Source organism: Fontibacillus phaseoli (genome assembly GCF_003337355.1).
Lineage (GTDB): Bacteria > Bacillota > Bacilli > Paenibacillales > Paenibacillaceae > Fontibacillus > Fontibacillus phaseoli.
On sequence record NZ_QPJW01000001.1, the window covers coordinates 842,891 to 867,520 of the forward strand.

General features: G+C 51.6%; 27 protein-coding genes and 1 pseudogene. All 28 read left to right on the forward strand.

From position 1 onward, the window contains the following. Window positions 1–139: 139 nt before the first annotated feature. The 28 genes and pseudogenes from DFP94_RS04165 (at window position 140) to DFP94_RS04290 (ending at window position 24,612) form a co-directional block, all read left to right on the forward strand. Window positions 140–412 (forward strand): HU family DNA-binding protein, encoded by a 273-nt coding sequence (locus DFP94_RS04165; RefSeq protein WP_059043418.1) that lies wholly within the window; start codon window positions 140–142, stop codon window positions 410–412. Window positions 413–516: 104 nt separating this feature from the next. Next, window positions 517–783 carry a trp RNA-binding attenuation protein MtrB gene (mtrB, locus tag DFP94_RS04170; RefSeq protein ID WP_114495154.1) on the forward strand — a complete coding sequence of 89 codons (267 nt, stop codon included), beginning with the start codon at window positions 517–519 and terminating at the stop codon, window positions 781–783. A gap of 94 nt (window positions 784–877) precedes the next feature. Further along, on the forward strand, window positions 878–1,417 hold the full coding sequence (locus DFP94_RS04175; protein ID WP_245954462.1) for a hypothetical protein: 540 nt from the start codon (window positions 878–880) through the stop codon (window positions 1,415–1,417). A gap of 110 nt (window positions 1,418–1,527) precedes the next feature. Continuing rightward, window positions 1,528–2,397 carry a heptaprenyl diphosphate synthase component 1 gene (locus DFP94_RS04180; RefSeq protein WP_114495155.1) on the forward strand — a complete coding sequence of 290 codons (870 nt, stop codon included), beginning with the start codon at window positions 1,528–1,530 and terminating at the stop codon, window positions 2,395–2,397. A 15-nt stretch (window positions 2,398–2,412) separates the two neighbouring features. Next, a complete protein-coding gene (locus tag DFP94_RS04185; protein WP_114495156.1) occupies window positions 2,413–3,138 on the forward strand; it encodes a demethylmenaquinone methyltransferase in 726 nt (241 codons plus the stop codon). Next, window positions 3,131–4,003, forward strand: coding sequence for a UbiA-like polyprenyltransferase (locus tag DFP94_RS04190; protein WP_114495157.1), 873 nt, complete (start codon window positions 3,131–3,133; stop codon window positions 4,001–4,003). Before DFP94_RS04185 ends, DFP94_RS04190 begins: the two co-directional genes overlap by 8 nt. After that, the gene (locus DFP94_RS04195; RefSeq protein ID WP_114495158.1) at window positions 4,003–4,626 is read left to right on the forward strand and encodes a UbiX family flavin prenyltransferase; all 624 of its coding nucleotides are present in this window, start codon (window positions 4,003–4,005) and stop codon (window positions 4,624–4,626) included. Before DFP94_RS04190 ends, DFP94_RS04195 begins: the two co-directional genes overlap by 1 nt. Then, the gene (locus tag DFP94_RS04200; protein ID WP_114495159.1) at window positions 4,577–5,473 is read left to right on the forward strand and encodes a menaquinone biosynthesis protein; all 897 of its coding nucleotides are present in this window, start codon (window positions 4,577–4,579) and stop codon (window positions 5,471–5,473) included. The genes DFP94_RS04195 and DFP94_RS04200 overlap by 50 nt, the downstream gene beginning before the upstream one ends. Then, complete coding sequence (locus tag DFP94_RS04205; protein WP_114495160.1) at window positions 5,470–6,444, forward strand: polyprenyl synthetase family protein; 975 nt, start codon at window positions 5,470–5,472, stop codon at window positions 6,442–6,444. The genes DFP94_RS04200 and DFP94_RS04205 overlap by 4 nt, the downstream gene beginning before the upstream one ends. Before the next feature lie 108 nt (window positions 6,445–6,552). Then, entirely contained in the window at window positions 6,553–6,996 is a 444-nt protein-coding gene (ndk, locus tag DFP94_RS04210; protein ID WP_114495161.1) for a nucleoside-diphosphate kinase, read from the forward strand. After that, window positions 6,987–7,814 (forward strand): CheR family methyltransferase, encoded by an 828-nt coding sequence (locus DFP94_RS04215; protein WP_245954466.1) that lies wholly within the window; start codon window positions 6,987–6,989, stop codon window positions 7,812–7,814. Before ndk ends, DFP94_RS04215 begins: the two co-directional genes overlap by 10 nt. A 69-nt stretch (window positions 7,815–7,883) precedes the next feature. After that, the gene (locus tag DFP94_RS25400) at window positions 7,884–8,060 is read left to right on the forward strand and encodes a hypothetical protein (protein WP_181873018.1); all 177 of its coding nucleotides are present in this window, start codon (window positions 7,884–7,886) and stop codon (window positions 8,058–8,060) included. A gap of 242 nt (window positions 8,061–8,302) precedes the next feature. Then, window positions 8,303–9,472, forward strand: coding sequence for a chorismate synthase (gene aroC / locus DFP94_RS04220; protein WP_114495162.1), 1,170 nt, complete (start codon window positions 8,303–8,305; stop codon window positions 9,470–9,472). Next, complete coding sequence (gene aroB / locus DFP94_RS04225) at window positions 9,472–10,575, forward strand: 3-dehydroquinate synthase (RefSeq protein WP_114495163.1); 1,104 nt, start codon at window positions 9,472–9,474, stop codon at window positions 10,573–10,575. The genes aroC and aroB overlap by 1 nt, the downstream gene beginning before the upstream one ends. Further along, a complete protein-coding gene (gene aroH, locus DFP94_RS04230) occupies window positions 10,568–10,942 on the forward strand; it encodes a chorismate mutase (RefSeq protein WP_114495164.1) in 375 nt (124 codons plus the stop codon). The genes aroB and aroH overlap by 8 nt, the downstream gene beginning before the upstream one ends. Before the next feature lie 452 nt (window positions 10,943–11,394). Next, a complete protein-coding gene (gene trpE, locus DFP94_RS04235; protein ID WP_114495165.1) occupies window positions 11,395–12,957 on the forward strand; it encodes an anthranilate synthase component I in 1,563 nt (520 codons plus the stop codon). Between the two features lie 17 nt (window positions 12,958–12,974). Then, the gene (gene trpD / locus DFP94_RS04240; RefSeq protein WP_114495166.1) at window positions 12,975–14,015 is read left to right on the forward strand and encodes an anthranilate phosphoribosyltransferase; all 1,041 of its coding nucleotides are present in this window, start codon (window positions 12,975–12,977) and stop codon (window positions 14,013–14,015) included. Continuing rightward, window positions 14,005–14,844 carry an indole-3-glycerol phosphate synthase TrpC gene (gene trpC / locus DFP94_RS04245; RefSeq protein ID WP_114495167.1) on the forward strand — a complete coding sequence of 280 codons (840 nt, stop codon included), beginning with the start codon at window positions 14,005–14,007 and terminating at the stop codon, window positions 14,842–14,844. Before trpD ends, trpC begins: the two co-directional genes overlap by 11 nt. Continuing rightward, window positions 14,837–15,475 (forward strand): annotated as a pseudogene (locus DFP94_RS25890) (phosphoribosylanthranilate isomerase); the annotation flags it as partial. The gene trpC and the pseudogene DFP94_RS25890, both read left to right, overlap by 8 nt. A 27-nt stretch (window positions 15,476–15,502) precedes the next feature. Beyond that, the gene (gene trpB, locus DFP94_RS25895; protein WP_245954585.1) at window positions 15,503–16,711 is read left to right on the forward strand and encodes a tryptophan synthase subunit beta; all 1,209 of its coding nucleotides are present in this window, start codon (window positions 15,503–15,505) and stop codon (window positions 16,709–16,711) included. Further along, window positions 16,708–17,535 carry a tryptophan synthase subunit alpha gene (gene trpA / locus DFP94_RS04255; RefSeq protein ID WP_181873019.1) on the forward strand — a complete coding sequence of 276 codons (828 nt, stop codon included), beginning with the start codon at window positions 16,708–16,710 and terminating at the stop codon, window positions 17,533–17,535. Before trpB ends, trpA begins: the two co-directional genes overlap by 4 nt. Before the next feature lie 46 nt (window positions 17,536–17,581). Further along, window positions 17,582–18,679, forward strand: coding sequence for a histidinol-phosphate transaminase (hisC, locus tag DFP94_RS04260; RefSeq protein WP_114495169.1), 1,098 nt, complete (start codon window positions 17,582–17,584; stop codon window positions 18,677–18,679). Window positions 18,680–18,717: 38 nt separating this feature from the next. Continuing rightward, window positions 18,718–19,812, forward strand: coding sequence for a prephenate dehydrogenase (locus tag DFP94_RS04265; protein ID WP_114495170.1), 1,095 nt, complete (start codon window positions 18,718–18,720; stop codon window positions 19,810–19,812). A 301-nt stretch (window positions 19,813–20,113) separates the two neighbouring features. Then, complete coding sequence (locus DFP94_RS04270; protein WP_114495171.1) at window positions 20,114–20,806, forward strand: response regulator transcription factor; 693 nt, start codon at window positions 20,114–20,116, stop codon at window positions 20,804–20,806. Between the two features lie 83 nt (window positions 20,807–20,889). Beyond that, window positions 20,890–21,813: an ABC transporter ATP-binding protein gene (locus tag DFP94_RS04275; protein ID WP_114495172.1), complete on the forward strand. Its 924-nt coding sequence runs from the start codon at window positions 20,890–20,892 to the stop codon at window positions 21,811–21,813. Continuing rightward, a complete protein-coding gene (locus tag DFP94_RS04280) occupies window positions 21,806–22,567 on the forward strand; it encodes an ABC transporter permease (protein WP_114495173.1) in 762 nt (253 codons plus the stop codon). Before DFP94_RS04275 ends, DFP94_RS04280 begins: the two co-directional genes overlap by 8 nt. A gap of 20 nt (window positions 22,568–22,587) precedes the next feature. Further along, complete coding sequence (locus DFP94_RS04285) at window positions 22,588–23,505, forward strand: sensor histidine kinase (RefSeq protein ID WP_245954468.1); 918 nt, start codon at window positions 22,588–22,590, stop codon at window positions 23,503–23,505. Between the two features lie 321 nt (window positions 23,506–23,826). Next, window positions 23,827–24,612 (forward strand): SDR family NAD(P)-dependent oxidoreductase, encoded by a 786-nt coding sequence (locus DFP94_RS04290; RefSeq protein WP_114495174.1) that lies wholly within the window; start codon window positions 23,827–23,829, stop codon window positions 24,610–24,612. Window positions 24,613–24,630 lie beyond the last annotated feature (18 nt).

Consider the following 24,630-nt stretch of genomic DNA (forward strand, 5'->3'; position numbering starts at 1 on the left):
GCGCCCCCGAATCGTAGATAAATCGGCGGTTTTACCGGGGTTTTGCACGTAATATGCGCGGTTCAACGTATATTCTACGGCAAAACGGAAACACAGAATAACAGAATGATATAATACAATGGTAGGGAGGTGTACCCTGATGAACAAGTCCGACTTGATCTCTCAAGTTGCAGAAAGCACTGAATTGTCCAAGAAAGACGCAACGAAAGCTGTTGATGCAGTATTCGAAGCGATTTCCGAAGCTCTTCAAAACGGAGACAAAGTGCAACTGGTTGGTTTCGGAAACTTTGAAGTCCGCGAGCGTTCCGCCCGTAAAGGCCGCAACCCGCAAACCGGAGAAGAAATCGAAATCCCTGCGAGCAAAATTCCAGCTTTCAAACCTGGCAAAGCGCTCAAAGACGGAATTAAATAAAGATTTCTACATATTTTCCGTGCTAAAAAGTCCGTGGGCAATTTTGTTCACGGCCTTTTCTTTTAGCTAGCGAGGGCAATAATATCTTGGGAGGGTTGCACATTATGGATCATCAGCAGCCAAACGCCGGTAACGCAGGTGGAGCCGAACGGGGCGTTAACAATGGGGACTATTTCGTCGTGAAAGCGAAGGAACAGGGCGTCACGGTCATCGGTCTAACCCGGGGAAAGGATACGCGGTTTCATCATACGGAAAAGCTCGATAAGGGCGAAGTTTTGATTGCACAGTTTACCGATCACACATCGGCAGTCAAAGTCAGAGGCAAAGCCGTTGTCTACACGAAGCATGGCGTTATCGATACGGAAGAATGATTTTGAAATTGCAGGCATAGCCTGCTTTTTTCTTTTGTACAATGGAATATGGGCCAGAAGTGGTTGTTCAAAGTCGTCTTTGAGGGGGGTCCCCGTGAAAGCAAAATGGATGGTTCGATGTCTGCTGTTCACGATTGGAAGCGCGCTGCTGCTTGCTATCGTTACAAGGGCTGGCGGCCCGATATTTGAAAATAGCAGGCTTGCTTCCGCCGAGACATTTCTTTCGGAGAAACCGGTGGAATTAAGCGATGACAATCTGGTCGACGGTTTGTCCGAGCTTAAGCTGCCCGTTCCTATCGCGAAAGTGGATTTGAACGGGGCGGTATTGTCCGTCGATCTGAAAGTTACGGAGGACCGGTTCGATAAAGGGGAGCTATACCGCGGCATCGCCGAGATGATCTCCTTTTCATTTGAACGGACGACGAATATCGATCAACTGCTGTTACGCCTTGTTGCTGAAGACCGTTGGCTCGGCAAAAGATATTTGCTGCTGGCCGCGGATGTGCGCCGCGGAGAATGGCCGGAAAGTGCTCTTTATGCATTGAGAACTACGGGAAATATGGAACTGCCGAAGGAACTCCGTACTTGGTTTCGGGTGACTGAAACTCAGCTCTGGAAGAGCGGAGTCAATTAGTTCTGTTTCGTGCGCTCCCCCAAAACATATGCTATAATAGACAAGATTGTGACATCTTTAAAGTTTTTTTAGAAATGAGGATGTCCGGAATAGCGGCTCGGAGGCAGAGGATGATACCTGATCGCATAACAGAATTGGCCAAAAAGTATGTCGAATACGACATGATCTCAACTCACACGGAGCTTCCGGAATTCCCGGTACCCCGTGTTCGTTTGCTTTATACGTTTTTAAAACACCGTGAACATGCTGCCTCCCGCTCAGCGGAAGCTTGCTCGCTTGCCGCTTTTCTCGTACAGCTCGGGTTGGACACCCATGATCGGATTGACGTTGGGGACACCCGTAAAGAAGAAAAAGCGATGCGCTCCCGCCAATTGAAGGTACTCGCTGGCGATTATTTCAGCAGCGTGTTTTATGAGCTGCTGGCGCAGAAAGAAGAGATCGGCACGGTTTCAAGAATGAGCGCAGCGATCTGCGAAGTGAACCGAATCAAGGTGCGGCTTTATAACGGATTGAAAATAATGCTATTGTCCGCAGAGGAGTACTTGAAGGAATGCGTCCAGTTAAAGATGCCGCTATTCCTTTCTTTTTCCCATCAGTTGGACAAGTCGGCGCAAAACGTTTGGAGATTGCTGCTGGCGGAGCTTAGCCGCTGCGAGGTTATGTTGGATGAGCTGAATTATTGCGCCGAACCTCCCGAAGAACGCAGAGGGTTTGCGTACCTGCATATTTGGGAGAATGGAACCTCCGAAGACAAGGAAATGATTTCCGCTCGTAAAATCGGCGAACGGGACTGGAACCTTCTGCTTGCAAAATACAAAATTAAGGAACAGCTGGCGTCCATGCTCCGCCAATCGGTGGAACGCGTGCAAAGTCTGGTTCCGGAGTGCAAGGGTGACAAGATACGCTCTGAAATAACCGGTATTCTGGAACCGATGATCGCCGTCTTGTCCTCACATCGACGTGCAATACAGGAAGGGTAAGGTGAAGGGTTGAACATGAGTAATCCGTCCTCCAAACCGAAGGAGCAGTTTGTGCATTCGGTATTCGAGAGCATCGCTCCCAAATACGATATCATGAACGATATTTTGAGTTTTCGCCGCCATAAGGCATGGCGTAAATTTACAATGATAAAAATGGATATGTCGCAGGGGGACACCGCGATCGATCTTTGCTGCGGAACCTGCGACTTGACCATAAGCATGGCACAAAGTAGCGGAGGCAGTATTACCGGCCTGGATTTCAGCGAAGGCATGCTGGAAGTCGGGCGCAAGAAAATCGCCGAAAGCGGCCTGGAGTCATCCATAAATCTGATTCAGGGGAACGCGATGGCATTGCCATTCGAAGACAATACATTCGAATATGCAACGATCGGTTTTGGACTTAGAAACGTGCCGGATCTTCGGCAGGTGCTAAGCGAGATGAAGCGGGTCGTCAAACCGGGCGGCATGGTAGTTTGCCTGGAATTGTCCAAACCAACCTGGCAACCGTTTAAAGGCCTTTATTATTTTTATTTTAAGCATCTGTTACCCATGCTCGGAAAATTGATCGCCAAGCGGTACGAACAATACAAATGGCTGCCGGATTCGCTTGTTCAGTTTCCGGGGCGTGAAGAACTCGCGCAAATTTTCCGGGAAACCGGACTTTCTCAAGTCGAAGCGTATCCTTTAACCGGCGGAATCGCCGCTTTACACATCGGAACGAAGGGGACGCCACATGTTTAGAAAAATTTCAATATTTTTGCAGATGATCAAATTTGAACATTCCGTATTTGCGTTGCCGTTCGCCTTTATGGGAGCGTTGCTCGGTTCCGTAGCGATTCATAACGAGTTGCCTTCCTGGGCCCAGATCGGCTGGGTGTTAATGGCTATGATAGGAGCCCGAAGTGCGGCGATGGGACTCAACCGGCTGATCGACCGGGTCAGCGACGGCAAAAACCCACGCACCGCTGGCCGGGCTATTCCTGCCGGACTTTTAAAGATCGGCGAGGTAGTACTCTTTATTATCATTTCATTTGCGCTGTTGTTCTGGGCGGCCGCCGAGCTGAATCCGCTGGCTATGAAGCTGCTTCCGGTCGCGGTATTCATGCTTGTGCTATATTCCTATACAAAACGCTTTACATGGCTATGCCATATTGTGCTAGGGATCACGATTGCTCTTGCTCCGTTAGGCGGCTGGGTTGCCGTAGCCGGGAAAGTGGACGCGGCGGCGATGGTACTTTTTGTGACGAATATTTTTTGGGTAGCAGGCTTTGATATTATTTATTCCTGCCAGGACGTGGAGTTTGACAAAAAGGAAGGGCTGTACTCGATTCCTGTCCGGTTTGGTGTGGCTAAATCGCTGCGGATCGCAAAGGTATTCCACATTCTTACCGCACTAGGTTATGTTGCGATTCTTCTTATGACGGATCTCGGCTGGTGGTATATTGCCGGCATGCTGATTTCATATCTCATTTTATTTTATGAACATTATATCGTTTCGCCCAACGACCTCAGCAGACTTCAGACCGCTTTCTTTACGATGAACGGCGTCCTCAGCATTGTTGTGTTCTCCTTTACGCTGATCGATTTGGTGGTGCGGCACTACTGATGGACGAAAACAAGAATAAGTCGCTGGTGGTCGGGATTACGGGGGCGAGCGGTTCGATTTATGGTATTAAGCTGATTGAAACCCTGCTAGGTCTAGGTATTACGGTGCATCTTGTCATTTCGAACGCCGGCTGGCGGGTGATCAAAGAAGAATTGGGTTGGGAAATCTCCGACCGGCAAACTGTTTTGAGGGAGCATTTTCAACACTTTCCGGGAAATTACATTTATCATCCGGTCGGAGATATCGGTGCTTCCATCGCGAGCGGCTCCTTTTTGGTAGAAGGCATGGTGATCATGCCTTGCTCCATGGGTACGCTCTCATCGATAGCCAATGGGGCTTCCGATAATCTGATGACACGGGCGGCGGACGTGATGCTGAAGGAGTCGCGACCGCTCGTGCTTGTTCCGCGGGAGACGCCGCTGCATGCAATTCATTTGGAGAATATGCTCAAACTGGCGCGGCTTGGAGTCCGAATGATTCCGGCCATGCCTGCGTTTTATTTTGGCCCGAGAAACATCGATGATTTGGTTGCTTTTTTAGTGGGTAAAGTACTGGACAACTTAAAAATTGAACATGCTCTCTTTACTAGATGGGGGGATCACAGTGAACAACCGGGAGAATGACGACATCCTCATCGGAAAAATAAAGTATACCAACGTTTGGCCCGTCTTTCATCATTTTAAGACGACGGAACTGCCGCAACCGGCTCATCTTGTGACTGAGGTACCGTCTGTGCTCAACCGGAAAATGCTGAAGGGGGAACTCGATTTGTCGCCGGTTTCTTCCTTTGCTTTTGGATACGGGGCAGACCGGTTCATGCTGCTGCCGGATTTGTCCGTTAGCTCAGACGGTCCCGTAAACTCGATTCTGCTTTTTTCCCGCAAGCCTCCGGAACAAATTCGCGATGGCGTGATTGCGCTAACGAACACTTCGGCGACTTCGGTAAACCTGTTGAAGATCATTATGGAAAAAACGTACGGCGGAAAACCGACGTATTGGGACAGCGAGCCGGTTCTCGATGCTATGATGGAGTCCAGCGACGCGGCGCTGCTGATTGGTGACCATGCCATTCAAGCTTCCTGGAGGGATCATGGTTATATCGTTACGGATTTGGGGGAAGTCTGGAAACAATGGACGGGTTACGGAATGACATTCGCCGTGTGGGCCGTACAGAAGTCTTTTGCCGAGGGGAATCCGGAGTTTCTTTCCAGGGTATGCGAGGCGTTCGAAGCAAGTAAACGGCACAGCTTGGAAGACTTGAATCCGCTGGTGGAGAAAGCCCGTCGCGAGATCGGCGGCAATTCCGATTATTGGCATCATTATTTTAATAACTTATGTTATGATTTTAATGAACAACAGCAAAAGGGACTGGCCTTATATTTTTCATATGCCCACGAAATGGGACTGTTGCCGAACGAGGTTCGGATGGATCTTTGGAGTGACAATACACTGATACGGGTGAAAGAATGAAATTAATGGATATTTTCGGCGCACTGAAAAGGGATATGGACTTTATTGAACGGCAGTTGTACCGGAGCATCGAAGGCGATGATGAGCTGCTGAGCGAAACGTCACTGCATCTGTTGAAAGCAGGAGGAAAGCGACTGCGTCCAGTCTTTGTGCTGCTGGGCGGTAAATTCGGCAATTATGATCTGGAAAAGCTGCAGCATGTCGCGGTTCCGCTGGAGCTCATCCACTCGGCTTCCCTCGTCCATGATGACGTAATCGACGACGCGGGCACACGGAGAGGAAAGCCGACGGTGAAAGCTAAATGGGACAACAAAGTCGCCATGTATACCGGTGATTATATCTATGCCAAGGCGTTGATGCTTGCGACACAACTTGAGAATCCTGAACTTCACCGGATACTGGCCAAGGCGATGGTACAGATGTCGGTAGGTGAAATGGAGCAAATCCGCGATTTTTTTAACACCGATCAGTCGGTGCGCCACTATATGCTGCGGATCCGTCGCAAGACGGCTTTGCTGATTGCGATCAGCTGCCAGTTGGGTGCTTTGGCATCGGATGCCCCGGCTAAAGTCCACAGCTTGCTTTACCGCTATGGCTATAATGTCGGGATGGCTTTTCAGATCCGCGACGACCTGCTTGACCTATGCGGCACGGAAAAGAGTATCGGCAAGCCGCCGGGCAGCGATATGCGGCAGGGGAACATTACGCTGCCTGTGATCTACGCGCTGCAGGAGGAAGAACTTCGGGAGCCTCTCTTGCAGGAGATCCATGCAATCCGGGCGGAAGGTTCTGAAGCTGATACATCCCGGGCGATCGGGATGATCTTGTCTAGTCCAGGAATATCACGGGCTGAGCAGCTCGCCGACCGCTTTATCGCCAAGGCGATGGATGCCCTTGAGTGCCTCCCGGAAAGTAAAACGAGAAATCATCTTAAAGAGATAGCTCTATTTGTAAATAAACGCTCCTATTAATTCGGGACTTACCTCTTTTTGAAGCTTATCAGCGTGACGTTTTTTTGGTAGAATACCGTTAAAGCAGCCTTTACACTAAAATGAAAGTTGTCAATCGGGAGGAGAACCATGGAACGTACTTTTTTAATGGTCAAACCGGACGGAGTACAGCGCGGATTGATTGGCAGAATCGTCAGCCGGTTTGAAGACAAGGGATTCAAGCTCGTAGCAGGTAAGCTTGTGCAGGCTTCCGAGGACCAGGCCAAGAGACATTACGCAGAGCACGAGGGAAAACCGTTTTTTGACGAATTGGTCAGCTTCATCACATCCGGACCTGTATTTGCCATGGTGTGGGAAGGGGACGACGTGATCACGCTCTCCCGGACGGTTATCGGAAAAACCAAAGTGACCGAGGCATTGCCAGGCACGATTCGCGGAGACTTTGCGGCTCACACGCCGTTTAATCTGATTCATGGTTCCGACGGGCCGGAGAGTGCGGAGCGGGAAATTGCCAATTTCTTTGATCTCCATGAACTTGCCGATTACTCGAAGAGTATTTCCCCATGGATATGATTCGAGCCGGTGATGAGGCCTCCCTGACCGGAGGGAATGCTTCGGATCCCGATTATGCGGGGTTCATCAAAAGTATAAAAAAGAGTACGGGGATCGACTTGGCCCAGTACAAGGAAGCTCAAATGAAACGCCGTTTGACTACCCTTCGCAACAAAAACGGTTTTTCGACTTTTGATGCTTTTTATAATGCGATGATGCTTAACAAGACGCTATTTTATGAATTTCTTGATAAAATGACGATTAATGTATCCGAATTTTGGCGCAACCCGAACCGTTGGGAAGTGCTGCGGGATATCGTGTTGCCGGACCTGTCCGCAGGGAAATCGCGTCTGCGGGTCTGGAGTGCGGCCTGTTCCACTGGGGAGGAGCCATACACGTTATCCATGATACTGGCGGATCTAGGTTTGCTGCAAAATACATATCTGCTTGCGACCGACATCGACGAAGGAGCTTTAGCCAAGGCGGCCGAGGGCCTGTACCTGGAACGTTCGCTGAAAGATGTGCCTTCAGACGTGGCAAAGCGTTACCTTACTCCGGATGGCGCCCGGCTCTTGTTTGACGTAAAATTGAAAAAGTCGGTGACGTTCAAGAAGCAAAATTTGCTGTTGGACACCTTTGAAGAGGGTTTTGATCTGATCGTTTGCCGAAATGTGATGATTTACTTTACCGAAGAGGCGAAGAACGCGCTCTATCACAAATTTGCCAAGGCGCTGCGTCCGGGCGGAATTCTCTTTGTCGGGAGCACGGAACAAATTTTCTCTCCTTCCCAATATGACCTGGAGCCGGCGGAAACGTTCTTTTATCGCAAAAAAACATAGCCTTTTGTATAATCCTCCCTTTGTTTTCCAATAATGATGGACAACAGAGTTAGGGAGGTAAGCTCAGCTATGGATAAGAGAAAGGTGATCGATGCTTACCGGCGCGGGTTCCTTACGTTACAGGAATGCGCCCAGGTTCTTGGTGTGGAGAAAACACACATCGTAGATTTGCTGGAGCCGACTTCGGCGGAAGCATCATCAGCGGGACCCTCTGATGGACAACCAGCAGCCACCACCAATTCATAGGGCTGCTCGAAAATGATGATTATTTTACCTCGATAACTGCAATCGCACGCGCGGTTTCTTCTGTCACAAGACTGAAGGAGCAGCGCGTTTTTTTTGAAAATGAGGTAGAAGGTAAGCTTTTATTTTGCGATGTCACGGCGGTAAGGCTTTCTTGTCAAAAGGTTAGTCGTATACTATAATGAGCAAAAGAATTATCGGATTTTAGCTCTTTACAGTTTAACAGTTTAAAGGGGGAACGCATCATGACATTACGTTATTTAACCGCGGGGGAAACGCATGGTCCCCAGCTTACAGCCATTATTGAAGGATTACCAAGTAATTTGCAGCTTGATTTTGAAACGCTGAATTTCGAACTGGCCCGCCGCCAGAAAGGATACGGAAGAGGCCGGCGGATGCAGATCGAGAAGGACACGGCGAATATCGTCGGCGGCGTTCGTCATGGATATACGACCGGTGCGCCGGTAGCTCTTGTGGTAGCGAACAACGACTGGACGCACTGGCGCAACATTATGAACATCGAACCGATCGAAGGAACGGATGAGGAGAAACGCCGCGTTCACCGTCCGCGTCCCGGACATGCCGATTTGAACGGCGGACTTAAGTACAATTTGAAGGATCTGCGCAATGTGCTGGAACGTTCCAGCGCGCGGGAAACCGCGGTTCGGGTTGCCGTTGGCGCAGTTGCCAAACAGCTGCTGGAGAAATTCGGTATCAAAATTGCCGGGCAGGTGATCCGCATCGGGGAAATCGAGGCGCCGCCCCATCATTTGCCACTCGATGAATTGGCACGAATCACGGAAGAATCCTCTGTCCGCGTCGTGGATCCCGAAACGGAAAAGAAGATGGAAGCCTATATTGACCGGATCAAGGAAGAAGGCGATTCCATCGGAGGCATCGTGGAATGCATCGTGGAAGGCGTGCCTGTCGGACTTGGAAGCCATGTGCAATACGACCGCAAGCTTGACGGACGCATCGCCCAGGCTGTGATGTCGATCAATGCGTTTAAAGGCGTGGAGATCGGAATCGGTTTTGAAGCCGGGAAACGGCCCGGTTCCCAGGTGCATGACGAGATTTTGTACAGTGAGGAAAAAGGATACCATCGCGCCAGCAACCGTCTCGGCGGATTCGAAGGCGGGATGACGAACGGGATGCCGATCGTGGTCCGCGGCGTCATGAAGCCGATCCCTACATTATATAAGCCGCTGCAAAGCGTGGATATCGATACCAAAGAACCGTTTACGGCCCAGGTTGAGCGTTCCGACGCCTGTGCGGTGCCGGCAGCCAGCGTGGTTCTGGAGCATGTCGTGGCTTGGGAAGTCGCCAAGGCGTTCCTGGAGAAGTTCGGAGGCGATTCGATGGAAGAAATCGAACGTAACGTACAAAGTTACTTGGCTCAACTGGAGAATTACTGATGCGGACGCTGCAAGTGGATTTGGGAGAACGTTCGTACCCGATTTATATCGGCGGCGGTCTGTTGGCTAAAGCCGGAAGTTATTTTGAAGATCATCAACTGAGCAAGAAGAGTCCTGTCCTCATCGTTACCGACGATCATGTGGCTCCGTTATATTTGAAACAGGTGGAGGAGTCACTGGAGAACAGCGGGTACCGGACGGTCAGCAAGGTTGTTAAAGCCGGGGAAAAATCAAAATCGCTGGGCGTATTTGAAGCCGTGATGACGACGGCGATCGAGGGCGGGCTGGACCGCCGTTCGGTCGTCGTGGCTCTCGGCGGAGGCGTCGTTGGCGATTTGGCGGGATTTGTAGCTGCGTCATATATGCGCGGCGTTACCTTCGTGCAGATGCCCACAACCATTTTGGCTCATGACAGCAGCGTTGGAGGAAAGGTTGCCGTCAACCATCATCTTGCAAAAAATATGATCGGCGCCTTCCATCAGCCGGAGATGGTTCTGTATGACGTGGAGACTTTGCAAAGTCTTCCCGAGCGGGAAGTCCGCGCGGGCTTGGCGGAAATGGTCAAACACGGGCTGATATGGGATGCGGAATTTGCCGATTGGTGCCGCGATCATACCTCCAAGCTGCTGGCTTTGGATGCGGATACGTTAGTCTACGGCCTTACTAAGGGATGCTCGATCAAAGCCCAGGTCGTTTCGGATGATGAAAGAGAGCTGGGCTTGCGGGCAATATTGAATTTGGGCCATACGCTGGGCCATGCGCTGGAGGCGATTGGCGGCTACGGCGAATTTTTGCACGGCGAAGCGATCTCGATCGGAATGGCCGCCGCTGCCCTGATTGCCGTCAACCGTGGCGCGGACCGCTCCTTGTATGAGGAAACCGTTGCACTGCTCTCGGGCTTCGGGCTTCCGACTGTGATGCCGAAACATTTGGATGAAGAGCAAATCATCGGTGCGATGATGCATGATAAGAAATTCAAGGAACAAAAACTTGTCTTTATTCTGCCGCTTAGCATCGGCAAAGTGGAGATTGTTTCCGATGTGACGGTAGAAGAAGTTCGCCGGGCCATCAGAGATCTGAAAGAGGAGGAGCAGCATGTATAACCGGGGAATCCGGGGTGCCACAACGGTAGCCCGCAATGAAGAAGTCGAAATTCTTGAAGCTACGGCCGCGCTTTTGAAGCAAGTCGTCGAACGGAATGAAATCGAACCTGAAGACATCTGCAGCGTATGGATTACCGTCACGCCTGATCTGGATGCGACTTTTCCGGCTCGCGCGATTCGGGTCCTGAGCGGTTGGGACATGGTTCCGCTAATGTGCTCTACGGAAATCCCCGTGAAGGGCGGGCTTCCGAAATGCATTCGCCTGCTCATTCAAGTCAATACGAATAAGGGGCAGCGTGAAATGAAGCATGTTTATCTTAACGAAGCCCAGGTTTTGCGTCCGGATTTAAGCATCTCGGGCTCCTAGAAGACTGGGGATTGAAATCGGGAGTTGCCAAAGCGGCATGTCATAAGGTATATTATTTTTAAGATTTTAGGCAAGTGATTTTCGAGATCGGCAAGAGTGTCGGTTGGAGTCGGTTGCCCTAGTGAGTTTAGAGCCGAGTTGAGTATAGCTGAGATGAGCAGAGTTGAGCCGAGAGATGGACTGGCGGGATTTTTTAAGCCGGCATTAGCGGTAGGGAGCATTCGATCAGGATAATGGGTAGGGGGTAGAGCATGAATATGCCTCACTAACCGTCGTGACATGGTATGGCGCGATTCCTGATGTTGTATTGCTTTGGGCTACCGGTAACAGGACATCGTCAAATTAACTTCTTGCAAATAAAGCAAACCTCTACTTCGGTGGAGGTTTTTTTGTTGTTATAGACGTGAAGCAAGATCGTTCAATAGATAACCCGAAAAAGGAAGTGAGCTATTATGACAACCCCGCAAGTTGAACAGGTGATCGCGATGGCCAAGGACTACAATCTGATTCCCATTGTCCGGACGCTGCTCGCCGATCTGGAAACTCCGATACGCATCTTTCGCCGGATTGCCCAGCGGGACCGGGCATTTTTGCTGGAAAGCGTGGAGGGAGGTATCCAATGGGCGCGATACTCTTTCATCGGCACGGATCCGTTTCTGATGATGACGGCCAAAAAGGGCGAAGTTGTCATGGAACGCCAGGGCGTAAGGGAAGCGGTGAAGTCGGCAAGGCCCGTCGATGACTTGAAGGCGGTCCTGCGGAGTTATCGCAGCCCCGAACTGCTGGAAATGCCGCCATTTACCGGCGGGGCAATCGGCTTTTTCGGATATGATTTGCTGCAATATTACGAAAAGCTGCCTTCCCACCGCGTAGACGATTTGGGCATGCAGGATATGCAGTTTATGTTCTGCGACCAGGTCATTGTGTTCGACCATATCAAACAGCGGATTTTGCTGGTAGCTAACGTGCACATCAAGGATGGAGACCGGGACGAGGATATCCGCAGGGCTTACGCCCAGGCGGAGCGGAAGCTGGATGAAGCGGCAGATTTGCTGCAGCAGGAAGGGCCCGGAGAGAGCTTTAACCGCAGACCGCTTCCGGGGAACGTGGAGCTCGGCAAGATCGAGTCGAATTTGAGTAAGGAACAGTTTATTGCCAACGTGGAAAAAGGAAAAGAGTATATCCGCGCCGGGGACATTTTTCAGGTGGTGCTGTCCCAGCGTTTTCATATCGAAACCGAGGTGGACCCGCTGCATGTATATCGGGTTCTCCGGACGATGAATCCTTCGCCTTATATGTACTATCTCAAAATGGACGATGAAATTATCGTCGGCACCTCCCCCGAAGCGCTGGTGAAAGTAGAGGGTAACCGGGTCGAGACCCGGCCGATTGCCGGTACGCGGCCCCGGGGGGCGTCGGTAGAGGAAGACCTTGCGCTGGAAGTAGAATTGCTAAAGGACGAGAAGGAGCGGGCGGAGCATCTCATGCTGGTGGATCTGGGACGGAACGATCTAGGGCGGGTATCGGAATTCGGCAGTGTAAAATGCGACTCTTACATGGAAATCGAGCGCTACTCGCACGTGATGCACATGGTCTCGAAAGTATCCGGCAAGCTGTCGGCCGACAAGGATTTCTTTGACGCATTTCTGTCCTGCTTGCCTGCCGGCACCGTATCCGGTGCACCTAAACTGCGGGCGATGGAGATCATCGCGGAACTCGAGAATGAAGCGCGCGGCACTTATGCCGGTGCGATCGGATATTTGGGCTTTTCCGGCAACATGGACTCCTGCATTACGATCCGGACAATCGTGTTCAAACACGGCAAAGCCTACGTTCAGGCCGGCGGAGGCATTGTGTGGGATTCCATCCCGGAGAATGAGTATCAGGAATCGGTCAATAAAGCGAAAGCGCTGCTGACCGCGATCCGGACGGCAGAGATGATGTTTCCGCCCCAACCGAAAAGCGAAGGTTTGATTAATCAGGATTATTTATACGAATATACCCCGAGAGGATAAAGGAAAGGAGAAGGGCGATGAACGGACAAGAAACGGTACAAAGCGGAATCGGACGGTTGATTGAAGGACATGACTTGAATCGGCAGGAAGCTCGCAGCATAATGGAGGCGATCATGGGCGGCGAATCGACGCCGGCCCAGATCGGCGGATTGTTGACGGCGCTGCGGATTAAAGGGGAAACTGTGGATGAAATTACCGGATTTGCTGAAGCGATGCGGTTACATGGCAGCCGGCTGACTACGGAAACGCAGCAATTGCTGGATACGTGCGGCACGGGCGGATCGGGCATTCATAAGTTTAACATCTCAACGACATCGGCGATTGTAGCCGCCTCGGTTTCGGTGCGGGTGGCGAAACACGGGAACCGGTCAGCATCGGGCCGGGCGGGTAGTGCCGATGTGTTGGAATCGCTTGGCGTGAACATCCAACTGAGCGCCGAACAAGCCAAACGCTGCCTTGACGACATCGGCATCTGCTTTCTGTTTGCGCAGTTGTATCACCCTTCTATGCGCCATGCAGCAGCTCCCCGGAAAGAGCTCGGCGTCAGAACGGTGTTTAACATGCTTGGCCCGCTTACAAATCCGGCTGGTGCGGATCGCCAGGTACTTGGCATTTACGACGGAAGCAAGACGGAAACGGTTGCCCGGGTACTCCGCGAACTGGGTTCCAAACGGGCACTGGTCGTAAATAGCGCGGAAGGGCTGGATGAGATCAGCATCTCATCGCCTACCCGGGTGTCCGAACTAAAAAACGGCGAAGTGTTAACTTATGAACTGACACCGGAACAATTGGGGCTGCAAAGCTATTCGCTCAGAGAAATGATGGGCGGCGATCCGGCCATGAATGCTCACATTATCCGGCGCGTGCTTCAAGGGGAACAAGGAGCCTATCGCGATGTGGTATTGGCCAATGCGGGAGCTTGCATTTATGTCTCTGGCCTTGCGGACAGCATCCGCGAAGGAGTGGTCATTGCAGCGGAATCCATTGACTCCGGCAAGGCGCATGCCAAACTGGAACAGCTTATTCAAACAACGGGGGAACTTAGTTATGTATCTTGATAAAATCGTAGAGACGAAAAAACAAGAAGTCGCGCGGTTGGCTCAAAGCTTCTCGCTGGCCGACGCGGAGCGGGAAATTTTGGCGATGGCGCCGACCCGCGGATTTCATCAGGCATTGACGGTGCGCCGCAAACGCGAACTGGGATTGATAGCCGAAGTGAAGAAGGCGTCGCCGTCCAAAGGCCTGATCCGGCGTGATTTTCATCCGGTGCGGATTGCTGAAAAGTATGCGGAAGCGGGAACGGACTGCATCTCCGTATTGACGGACGAACATTACTTTCAGGGCAGCGCGGCTTATTTGACGGCGATTTCCGCGGCGGTGAATGTCCCGTTGCTCCGCAAGGATTTTATTATCGACGAGCGGCAAATTTACGAGGCGCGGCTCATCGGTGCAGACGCCGTATTGCTCATCGCCGCGATTTTGAGCGATGCGCAGCTGAGGGACTATTTAGACGTGGCCACCGAGATTGGCCTGGATGTGCTCCTGGAGGTGCACGACCGGGAGGAACTGGAGCGGGCGCTGGCTCTCGGAGATGCTAAATTAATCGGCATCAATAACCGGAATTTGCGCACGTTCGAGACTTCGCTGGAGACGACCGCCTTACTGGCTGAACTCGTGCCTCCTGATATTACTCTGATTAGCGAAAGCGGAATTCAGACGAGGGAAGACATTGATTATTTACTGGCGTCAAAAGCCAGAGGCGTGCTGATCGGCGAGACGTTTATGCGGAATGAGCATGTGGATGAGGGGATTCATGAGCTGATGGGGTCGGTAAACCGCGGTTTCCTGAAGTCAAATCCCGAGGGGAGCCTGTCTAATCATGGGTGAAACGGCGTTAAAAATTTGTGGACTTCAAAGCGTTGAAGTGCTAAAATCTATGATAAACTTGCCGATTGATTATATCGGATTTGTTTTTGCCAGAAGCAAGCGACAGGTCAACAGGTCGCAGGCGGCAGAATTGGGTGCTGTCCTGAAAACATGGCAAAGCGGAGTAATCCCGGAAAGCGTCGGTGTGTTCGTGAATCCTTCGCTGGAAGAGCTTGGTGATATTCTGTCCGTCACACCGTTGGATATTGTCCAATTGCACGGTGTTGAAAGCCCGGAATTTTGCCGGCAAGTCAAGGAAAAGTATGGAGTGAAAATATTTAAAGCCTTTTCCGTACAACGAGATGGAAACTTGCACGGGGACCTGGCTTTTGAGACATATGACGGTGTGATTGACGGGCTGCTGCTCGATACTTATGATCCGCATTATGGCGGAGGCTCCGGTGTAGCGTTCGCCTGGAATCAGGCGGCACCCTATCAGCGCTGGGCCAAGCAACGCGGAATTCCGTTTTTCGCTGCCGGCGGACTTCATCCGGGCAATGTGGAACAATTGATCTCGGTGATGTCCCCGGACGGTGTCGACGTATCCAGCGGCGTAGAGAGTGACGGAATCAAAGATCTGAGTAAGATCGCAGCATTTGTGGAGAGGGTGAAGGGGAGCATGACGCAAAAGAAACAGGTACCGGACGAACAGGGCCGCTTTGGTCCTTTCGGAGGCCGCTATGTCCCGGAAACGCTGATGAACGCTTTGTTGGAACTGGAGTCTTCGTACCGCCAATTTCAGGATGATCCTGAATTTCAGGCGGAGATCGATTATTTGCTGAAGCAGTATTCCGGACGGGAAACGCCGCTTTATTATGCGGAACGGTTAACCGAATATCTGGGAGGCGCTAAGATTTATCTCAAGCGCGAGGACCTGAATCATACAGGAGCTCATAAAATCAACAACGCCATTGGCCAGGGGATATTAGCCAAGCGGATGGGTAAACAGAAGGTTATCGCCGAGACCGGAGCGGGCCAGCATGGCGTGGCCACAGCCACGGTTGCCGCCTTACTCGGCTTGGAATGCAAGGTATTCATGGGTGAAGAAGATACGAAGCGGCAGCAGCTCAACGTATTCCGGATGAAGCTGCTCGGCGCGGAGGTAGTGCCTGTGCTGTCGGGCACCCGCACGTTGAAGGATGCTTGTAACGAGGCACTTCGTTATTGGGTCAGCAATGTGCATGACACGTTCTACATCCTCGGCTCCGCGACGGGCCCTCATCCGTATCCGATGATGGTCCGCAATTTCCAGCGAATTATCGGCGATGAAACCCGACGGCAAATTTTGGAGGCGGAAGGCCGACTGCCGGATATGTTGATCGCCGCCGTAGGCGGGGGCAGCAACGCCATCGGTATGTTTTATCCGTTCGTGGAGGATACTTCCGTGCAGTTAGTCGGCGTGGAAGCCGCCGGCAGAGGCGTGGAAACGGAATTCCACGCAGCGACTATGACCAAGGGAACCAAAGGCGTGTTCCAAGGTTCGATGAGCTATTTGCTTCAGGACGCTTTCGGACAGGTTCTGCCGGCCCATTCGATTTCGGCAGGTCTGGATTACCCGGGAATCGGGCCGGAGCACTCCTACTTGAAAGACATTCAACGAGCCAAGTACTATCCGATTACCGACCGAGAAGCCTTGGATGCCTTGCAATTGCTTTGCCGCCAGGAAGGGATTATCCCGGCCCTGGAATCCGCGCATGCCGTCGCCCAGACCCTCAAGCTGGCGCCGGAAATGAGTAAAGACGAATTGATCGTGATATGTCTTTCCGGCCGCGGCGATAAGGACGTGGAGTCGATAATGGCTTATACGGAAGGGGGCGTCGAGCTATGAACGGAGCAGCCGTGAACTTGATAGAGCAGACGTTTGCGAATCTTTGGTCCGAAGGGCAAACGGCGCTGATCCCTTTTATTACCGTCGGTGACCCTGATCTGGAGACAACGCTCGATATTATCGTGGAACTGGAGCGGGCCGGAGCCGATATTCTTGAGCTGGGCGTGCCTTATTCCGATCCGTTGGCCGACGGTCCGGTCATTCAACGGGCTTCGGAGCGGGCCCTGGTTACCCAAATCTCCGTTGAAACCTGTATTGATACGGCGCGGCAAGCTAGAGAACGAGGCGTAAAGATGCCGTTCGTGTTGTTCACCTATTACAATCCGGTGCTGCAAACCGGGCTTGAGCGGTTCTTCGGGCTTTTGCAGGACGCCGGCGTCAGCGGGGTCATAATTCCGGACTTGCCTTATGAAGAGTCGGAAGAGGTATTGAAGCAGGCCGACCGAGCCAACATTATGCTTGTCCCGCTAGTAGCTCCTACGTCCAGCAGCCGCATCTCGATGATCCTGTCCCGGGCGAGAGGATTCGTCTACTGCGTTTCATCCCTGGGAGTAACCGGAGAGCGGAGCGCTTTTCACCAACATGTGGATGAGTTCATTCTTTCGGTGAAGTCACAGACCGATCTGCCCGTCGCCGTAGGCTTCGGCATCTCCAGTAGGGAACAAGCCGAACGGTTCTCGAAGATTTGCGACGGCGTCGTCGTCGGCAGCGCGATCGTGCGAAAAATCGAAGAGAGTTTGCCGTTGCTAGGAATGAAAGAAACTAAGGAACAGGGATTGTTGCAAATTCGTGACTTTGTGGCACAATTAAAGATAAAAAATTAGCCGATCCGGCTTGAGCCGATTGGCATGGACCGAGGAGGAAATAGATATGTTACCTAAACCCCATATCGTGAATCTTCCTGTGTATCAGCCGGGAAAACCGATAGAAGAAGTGAAGCGCGAACTTGGACTACAGGAAGTCATCAAGCTCGCTTCCAATGAGAACCCGTATGGTTGTTCCCCTCGCGTACGCGCGGCCATTGAATCGGAGTTGGCTAATATCAGCCTGTATCCGGACGGCAGCGCCGCGGAGTTGACCGAAGTGCTTGCGGGTCACCATGGGGTCAACCGGGATCAGATTATATTCGGCTGCGGCTCCGACGAAATTATCGCATTGATCGCCCGGGCGTTCTTTTTGCCCGGAGATGAAACTGTGATGGCGGATGCAACCTTCTCCGTATACAAGAGCAATGCCGATATCGAAGGTGCGGTAAGCATCGAGGTTCCGCTCCTGGACGGCACCCATGATTTGGATGCCATGCTGGGCAAGATCGGCGCAAAAACGAAAGTCGTTTGGGTTTGTAATCCGAACAACCCGACGGGAACGATCGTTTCCGACTGTGAACTGAAGTCCTTTCTGGACCAGGTACCGGACCATGTTTTGGTCGTTCTGGATGAAGCTTATGCGGAATATGTCACCGATCCGGAATATTCGGACGGGATCAAGTTGTTGTCCAAGTATCCTAACCTGATTGTATTACGGACATTTTCAAAGATATACGGACTTGCATCTCTCCGAATCGGTTACGGAATCGGGCAGCCGGGCGTGATCAAACTGATCAACCAGGTCCGCGAGCCGTTTAATACGTCGCGAATCGCTCAGGCCGCAGCCAAGGCTTCGATAATAGATCACGGGTTTGTAGCCGACTGCCGGGCCAAAAACCGCGATGGCATTCTCTATTTGAATGAACAGTTCGACCGCTTGCAACTGCCTTATTTTCCGGCACACGGAAATTTTATTATGGTCGATGTAAAGACGCCGGCTGTGGAGATATTCCAATCGCTACTCAAGCTGGGCGTCATCGTCAGAGCCGGTTTTCCGAAATACCGTAATCATATTCGGGTCACCGTCGGTTCGACCGATCAGAACGCCAAGTTTATCGCCGCACTGGAGAACGTGTTATCCGAGCAGGGTGCTCGAGTATAGAACCATTACTTTAATAATCAGAAATCGAGTGAAAAAAAATGACGACTAAAGTTGCAATTTTCGGGGTGGGGCTGATCGGCGGCTCGCTCGCTTTATGCCTTAAGGGTAAGCCGGGCATTACGGTGATCGGCCACAGCCCACGCCCCGGTTCCTTGAGCCGGATGATTGAACGCGGGGTTGTGGATGCCGCGACGCTCTCCATGGAGGAGGCGGCGCTAGACGCCGACTTTATTTTTTTGTGCGTGCCGGTCGGGAATCTGGAAGAATATCTGGAAGAACTTTATGCCATGCCATTGAAGCCGGGCTGCATCATTACGGATGTCGGAAGCACCAAGGCTTCGGTTGCGGCACGGGCCAGAAGCTTTTCGCTTCCGGGCGTACATTTTATCGGCGGCCATCCGATGGCCGGGTCCGAACGCTCGGGCGTGGACGCCGCTTCCACGTTGCTGTTCGAAAATGCCTATTACGTGCTGACGCCGTCCCCGGACGTGCCCGAAGATGCATATTCCCGGTTGGAAAAGTTGTTAGCTTATACGCGGGCCCAAATCGTCCGTATCGATCCGGTCATGCACGATCAAATCGTTGGGGCCATCAGTCATTTGCCGCATATTATCGCGGTGGCGCTGGTAAATCAGGTGTGCGATTACAATGACAACAATGAGCTTTACCGGACGCTGGCCGCCGGCGGGTTCCGCGACATTACCCGCATCGCTTCCAGCGACCCGCTGATTTGGAGAGATATTCTCCTTAGCAACCGGGAAGTGCTCCTGTCGTTGCTCCGGGACTGGAATGCCGAGATCGGCAACTTTATCGGTTTGCTTGAAGGACAAGATGGCGAAGGCATCAAGCAAGCCTTCGAAAAAGCCAATCTGTTCCGCGGCGAGCTGCCGGAACGGAGGAAGGGAGCGATCACTTCCTTGTTTGATCTGTATATTGATGTCCCCGATACGCCGGGAATCATCGGACAGATCGCCACGGAGCTCGGCGTTCGCCACATCAACTTGAGCAATATGCAAATCATCGAAAGCCGGGAGGATGTTCCCGGCGTCCTCCGCCTATCGTTCCGGCAGGAAACCGATATGGAACGGGCAAAAGAGCATTTGCACTCGCTTGGCTATTCCGTTTACGTTTAAATTCGCGGGGGCTGAAAAGCCCCGTATTCGGCGAAATGAAAACGCTTATAAAAAAGTGTTGACAGAATGAAAACGTATACATATAATAAAAGTACAGTATGGTTTCTCTCCACTCCTATCCAATATCTTTTGCTCGGTAGTGAGCAAAGACCGCTTCTTACGAAGCGGTTTTTTTTTGCGTTTTGAGGCCTTTTCGTTTCTTCGGGGGACTCATCTCGAAATAGTGGTCAAAACCTGCTATCATACATAATAGAGAGCATCCAAATAACGGCATAAAATTCAGGCATTTAAAGGAGATTCAATGAACGACCCGATACATATTTTAGTTGCTGAAGATGACGGCGACATCAACCGATTGCTGTGCAGCATTATTAAGAAAAGCGGTTATAATCCCCAGCCCGCCTATTCCGGAACGGAGGCGCTCCTTTATCTGGAGCAGCGTCAATGGAGCATGTTGCTGCTGGACCTAATGCTGCCTGGCATGACGGGGGAGGAATTGCTCCAGCGGATCGACGGAAGGGACGACATGCCGGTTATTATTATTTCGGCCAAAGGTGAGCCCCAAACCAAGGTGTCCGCCTTACGCGGAGGAGCGGATGATTTTATTACGAAACCTTTCGACGTCGAGGAAGTATCTGCGCGCATTGATACCCATCTGCGTTTGTATGCTCGAATCACACAACCGGCTTTGCCTAACGTGCTTCGGCACAAGGGGCTTGTGCTTGATCAAGATACCCTGTCGGTTACTGCAGACGGGGCGGAGCTGTCGCTCACGGCACGAGAGTTTGAGATTCTTTCGTTACTTTTGTCGGCCCCGAAGAAGGTGTTCACGAAATCCAATTTGTATGAAAGGGTTTGGGACGAACCATTCTACGGAGACGATAACACGGTCAACGTCCATATGAGTAATTTGCGCAGCAAGCTGGCTAAGGCCGCTCCCGGAAGTGAATTTATCGAGACGGTATGGGGCATGGGCTATCGGCTCAAGCCTTAAGACATTCTTAAGATTTGGCTTAAGCTCTTCTTATGTAATAGCTTCTATACTTGGTCTATCAAGAAAAGGAGGCCAAGAAGACGATGCAAGAATATGTATTAAAGACAAATCAGATATCCAAAAAATTCAAGGGCCATACAGCGCTGGACAAAGTCAATTTGTCTATTCGCAAAGGCTCCATTTATGGCTTTATTGGGCAAAACGGAGCCGGAAAATCAACGTTGATTCGCATGGTGACGGGACTTGCTTTTCCGACGGAAGGAATGATTGAACTGTTCGGCGCGAGCGATGAATGGGCTTTGATCCAGGCTCGTAAGCGGATCGGCTCGATGATTGAGAGCCCTGCCTTGTTTCCCCATATGACCGCCAGTGAGAATCTGGAAGCGAACCGGATTCTGCGCGGTATCCCCGGCAGAGATTGCGTTCCAAGGATGCTGGAGCAGGTTGGACTGCAGGAGGCCGGCAAGAAGAAAGCAAAAAATTTCTCGCTTGGGATGAAGCAGCGGCTAGGTCTTGCGATTGCTTTACTGGGGGATCCGGAGTTCCTGATCCTGGACGAGCCAACCAACGGGTTGGATCCGATGGGCGTCATCGAAATGCGCGAACTGCTCAAGCGGCTAAACCGCGAGCTGGGCATTACCATAATGATCTCAAGTCATATTCTAAGCGAGTTGCATTTGATGGCAAGCCATTACGGTATTATCCATCGCGGCGTGTTGCTGGAACAACTCACCGCCCGGGAATTGAATGACAAGTGTCAGCAGTACGTGTTTATCAAGGTGGATAATCCCGATATGGCAACGGCCGTCATTCAGAACGAACTGGGCACGGCCGATTTCGAAGTGATGCAGGATGGGGCCATCAAGCTGTACAGCTGCATTGAGCAGCCGGGCAAATTATCGTCGTTGCTTTTCTCCGCGGGCCTGGAAATCGAGAAGTTTATGCCCATGGGCGAAGATTTGGAGACTTACTTCACGAAGCGGATCGGGGGTAATTCTCATGTATAATCTGATCAGGGTCGAGTTTTTTAAACTCCGTAAGAACAGATCGTTTTGGACATTGCTGTTCGCGATTTCCGTTCTCTCACTCGTGTACCCTATGTTGTATTATTTTGATCATCGTTCCAGTGGAGAGCCTCAGTTCACGGGTGCACAATTTTTGTTAACTTTTATTTCCAGCAATGCCTATGTAATTAAATTCGGCGTAGCGGTTCTGGCCGGGTTCTTCATCTCCAACGAGTATTCCACAGGTGTCATGAAGACGATCGCTTCATCGGGCAACACCAGAGGACGACTGTTCGCGGCAAAGCTGATCGTATTCGCGGTCGGAGCGATGGCGATTTCACTCGTCTTTCCAATCGTCAGTACGGTCGAAGTCTCGCTGCTTTCGGGGTTTGGTCAACTGCCAGAGGGGAGCAGCGTGTTATTCCTATCTCGAGTGCTCGGACTGACTCTATTGTACACGGCGGGTTACGCTGCTATCGGGGCACTGTTCACTGTAATTTTTACCGACAGCGGCAAAACGATTGGCTTCTCGATGATTTTCTTCCTTATGATCGATATGGCATTAGCTGCAGTAGGTTCAAAGATATCCTTCTTCGCTACTTTGTACGACTATTCTATTTTCAAACTGGTAGGCGATATCGGGAAGCCTAGTATCGACAGCGGAGATTTACCGGCGCTCCTGCTCGTGCCGTTGTTGACGTTTGTCGTAGTCGGGATGCTTGGTATTCTTGTGTTCCGCAGAAAAGAAATTAAATAACAGATGGAAGGGGCGGGAGAATGCTGCTTATCCTGACGATCATTTCGGTTGCAACGGCAGTTCTCCTGCTTGTCCGTCTATGGATGATAAGGCGGGAATTAGGGCGGATGACGGGGCAATTACAAGGCTATAACGAGCAGGCAACCGGTAAAAAAATCGACGTGGCCCTGTTCGACGCGAAGCTCGAGGCGCTTGCTGGGCAAATCAATCGACAATCCCATTTATTGCTCGAAGCGGGAGCCTACCGAAAAGTCATTGAAAATGAATTTCGGCAGGCGGTTGCGAACATCTCCCATGATATTCGAACCCCGTTAACCTCCATCTTTGGGTATATTCAACTGTTGGAGTCGGAGTCCATTACGCCTGAGGAAAAGCTTGAATACGTCGCTATCGTTAAAAATCGGACGAAACGACTGCAGGCGCTATTGAACGATTTTTTCGAGCTTTCCGTGATCGAATCGTTGGATTATCCACTTACAACCGAAAAGCTGGGGATGACGTCTCTGCTCTCTGACATTCTGGTAGGATTCTACGATTCCTTCAGCGAACGCGATATCATACCGGATATACGGCTGCCTGACGGTAATATCTTTGTATACGCCGACGAATCGGCTGTACGGAGAGTTGTTGAAAATTTGTTAGTCAATACGGTGAAACATGCGACAGGGCAGGTGGAAATCATATTCAAGCGGCAAAGGGAGACGGCCTCCCTCACGATTGTAAACGATGCGGAGGAATTAGCCGGAAGCGATGTTAGTCTCCTGTTTGACCGGTTCTACACCGCAGACCGCAACCGATCCGCTCAAGCATCCGGACTCGGCCTCTCCATTGCCAAAAGCCTGATGATCAAAATGGGGGGGACGCTGACAGCCGAGCTTAACGGCGTGAAGCTAACGATGACCTGCCGCTGGAAACTGGCCGCAGAGGCACAAATTTAACAATTTGCAGGAGTTATTAGCAATTTCTAAGAGGAGCCTTGGATTCATAATCCAAGGCTCCCTGTTCGTTTCCACGCCACACAGGGAGATTTCGGCAATTTTGAAGCTTGCGCCTTGTGTTCTATATTTGAATGTGAGTGAGTGGAAATGCAGAGATGCAGATATGTAGAAGTATAGAAATGTAGAAGTGCGGTACAAAAGTGAACAAGCCCAAAGCCCAAATAACCACACCTCTCAGTTTCTCCACCACTAAATTAGAATGTCCCTACGGAATGGTTTACAATAGATTGGAGATGAAATTTACGGCGGGAGGTTGAACGTATGGATTTGGGCTTGCAGCATAAAAAGGCGGTTGTCACAGGCGGAAGCAAGGGGATCGGATTGGCGACGGCGCTTACGCTCGCTTCCGAAGGAGTGCAAGTGGCCATTGTCGCCCGGGATGAGGAGAATTTGAAGCAGGCGGCGAAGCGGATTCAGGAAAAAACGGGCGCGGCTCCGATTTGGATTTCCGCAGACGTTTCAGTCCGGGAAGAGGCGGAGCGGGCAGTCTGGTTGGCGGCTGAGCGGCTAGGCGGCCTGGATATTCTCATTAACAATGCCGGAACGTCGGCGGCCCATCCATTTCCGGAAGTGGAACCTGACATCTGGACGGCTGACCTTGATTTAAAGCTGTTCGGCGCGGTTCATTTCTCCCGCGCTGCGTTGCCATACTTGCGCGAGGCGGAAGGGGGAGGGGCGATCGTGAACGTGACGGCGATCGGCGGCAAAACGCCGGGAGCGTCGACCCTGCCGACTTCTGTAAGCCGTGCTGCCGGCCTCGCTTTGACCAAAGCGATGAGCAAGGATTTAGCCGGGGACGGCATCCGGGTTAATGCGGTTTGTATCGGACTGATCCACAGCGACCAAATCGAGCGGAAATGGAAATCCGCGGCTCCCGACCTGACCTGGGAGGAGTTCGCGCGCGATCCGGGGCACGGAATTCCGCTGGGGCGGATCGGAGAGGCGCAGGAGGCTGCGAATGCCATCGTTTTTCTGGTTTCAGAAGCGGCTTCTTATATTACCGGCACTTCGCTAAATATCGATGGCGGGAAATCCGCCGTATTATAAAATAAGAGACATCATGCT

Excerpts from the sequence above, each read along its gene's own strand:
- DFP94_RS04165 (WP_059043418.1), top strand. The coding sequence starts at position 140 with ATGAACAAGTCCGACTTGATCTCTCAAGTTGCAGAAAGCACTGAATTG.
- mtrB (WP_114495154.1), top strand. The coding sequence starts at position 517 with ATGGATCATCAGCAGCCAAACGCCGGTAACGCAGGTGGAGCCGAACGG.
- DFP94_RS04180 (WP_114495155.1), top strand. The coding sequence starts at position 1,528 with ATGATACCTGATCGCATAACAGAATTGGCCAAAAAGTATGTCGAATAC.
- DFP94_RS04185 (WP_114495156.1), top strand. The coding sequence starts at position 2,413 with ATGAGTAATCCGTCCTCCAAACCGAAGGAGCAGTTTGTGCATTCGGTA.
- DFP94_RS04190 (WP_114495157.1), top strand. The coding sequence starts at position 3,131 with ATGTTTAGAAAAATTTCAATATTTTTGCAGATGATCAAATTTGAACAT.
- DFP94_RS04195 (WP_114495158.1), top strand. The coding sequence starts at position 4,003 with ATGGACGAAAACAAGAATAAGTCGCTGGTGGTCGGGATTACGGGGGCG.
- DFP94_RS04200 (WP_114495159.1), top strand. The coding sequence starts at position 4,577 with ATGCTCTCTTTACTAGATGGGGGGATCACAGTGAACAACCGGGAGAAT.
- DFP94_RS04205 (WP_114495160.1), top strand. The coding sequence starts at position 5,470 with ATGAAATTAATGGATATTTTCGGCGCACTGAAAAGGGATATGGACTTT.
- ndk (WP_114495161.1), top strand. The coding sequence starts at position 6,553 with ATGGAACGTACTTTTTTAATGGTCAAACCGGACGGAGTACAGCGCGGA.
- DFP94_RS04215 (WP_245954466.1), top strand. The coding sequence starts at position 6,987 with ATGGATATGATTCGAGCCGGTGATGAGGCCTCCCTGACCGGAGGGAAT.
- DFP94_RS25400 (WP_181873018.1), top strand. The coding sequence starts at position 7,884 with ATGGATAAGAGAAAGGTGATCGATGCTTACCGGCGCGGGTTCCTTACG.
- aroC (WP_114495162.1), top strand. The coding sequence starts at position 8,303 with ATGACATTACGTTATTTAACCGCGGGGGAAACGCATGGTCCCCAGCTT.
- aroB (WP_114495163.1), top strand. The coding sequence starts at position 9,472 with ATGCGGACGCTGCAAGTGGATTTGGGAGAACGTTCGTACCCGATTTAT.
- aroH (WP_114495164.1), top strand. The coding sequence starts at position 10,568 with ATGTATAACCGGGGAATCCGGGGTGCCACAACGGTAGCCCGCAATGAA.
- trpE (WP_114495165.1), top strand. The coding sequence starts at position 11,395 with ATGACAACCCCGCAAGTTGAACAGGTGATCGCGATGGCCAAGGACTAC.
- trpD (WP_114495166.1), top strand. The coding sequence starts at position 12,975 with ATGAACGGACAAGAAACGGTACAAAGCGGAATCGGACGGTTGATTGAA.
- trpC (WP_114495167.1), top strand. The coding sequence starts at position 14,005 with ATGTATCTTGATAAAATCGTAGAGACGAAAAAACAAGAAGTCGCGCGG.
- trpB (WP_245954585.1), top strand. The coding sequence starts at position 15,503 with ATGACGCAAAAGAAACAGGTACCGGACGAACAGGGCCGCTTTGGTCCT.
- trpA (WP_181873019.1), top strand. The coding sequence starts at position 16,708 with ATGAACGGAGCAGCCGTGAACTTGATAGAGCAGACGTTTGCGAATCTT.
- hisC (WP_114495169.1), top strand. The coding sequence starts at position 17,582 with ATGTTACCTAAACCCCATATCGTGAATCTTCCTGTGTATCAGCCGGGA.
- DFP94_RS04265 (WP_114495170.1), top strand. The coding sequence starts at position 18,718 with ATGACGACTAAAGTTGCAATTTTCGGGGTGGGGCTGATCGGCGGCTCG.
- DFP94_RS04270 (WP_114495171.1), top strand. The coding sequence starts at position 20,114 with ATGAACGACCCGATACATATTTTAGTTGCTGAAGATGACGGCGACATC.
- DFP94_RS04275 (WP_114495172.1), top strand. The coding sequence starts at position 20,890 with ATGCAAGAATATGTATTAAAGACAAATCAGATATCCAAAAAATTCAAG.
- DFP94_RS04280 (WP_114495173.1), top strand. The coding sequence starts at position 21,806 with ATGTATAATCTGATCAGGGTCGAGTTTTTTAAACTCCGTAAGAACAGA.
- DFP94_RS04285 (WP_245954468.1), top strand. The coding sequence starts at position 22,588 with ATGCTGCTTATCCTGACGATCATTTCGGTTGCAACGGCAGTTCTCCTG.
- DFP94_RS04290 (WP_114495174.1), top strand. The coding sequence starts at position 23,827 with ATGGATTTGGGCTTGCAGCATAAAAAGGCGGTTGTCACAGGCGGAAGC.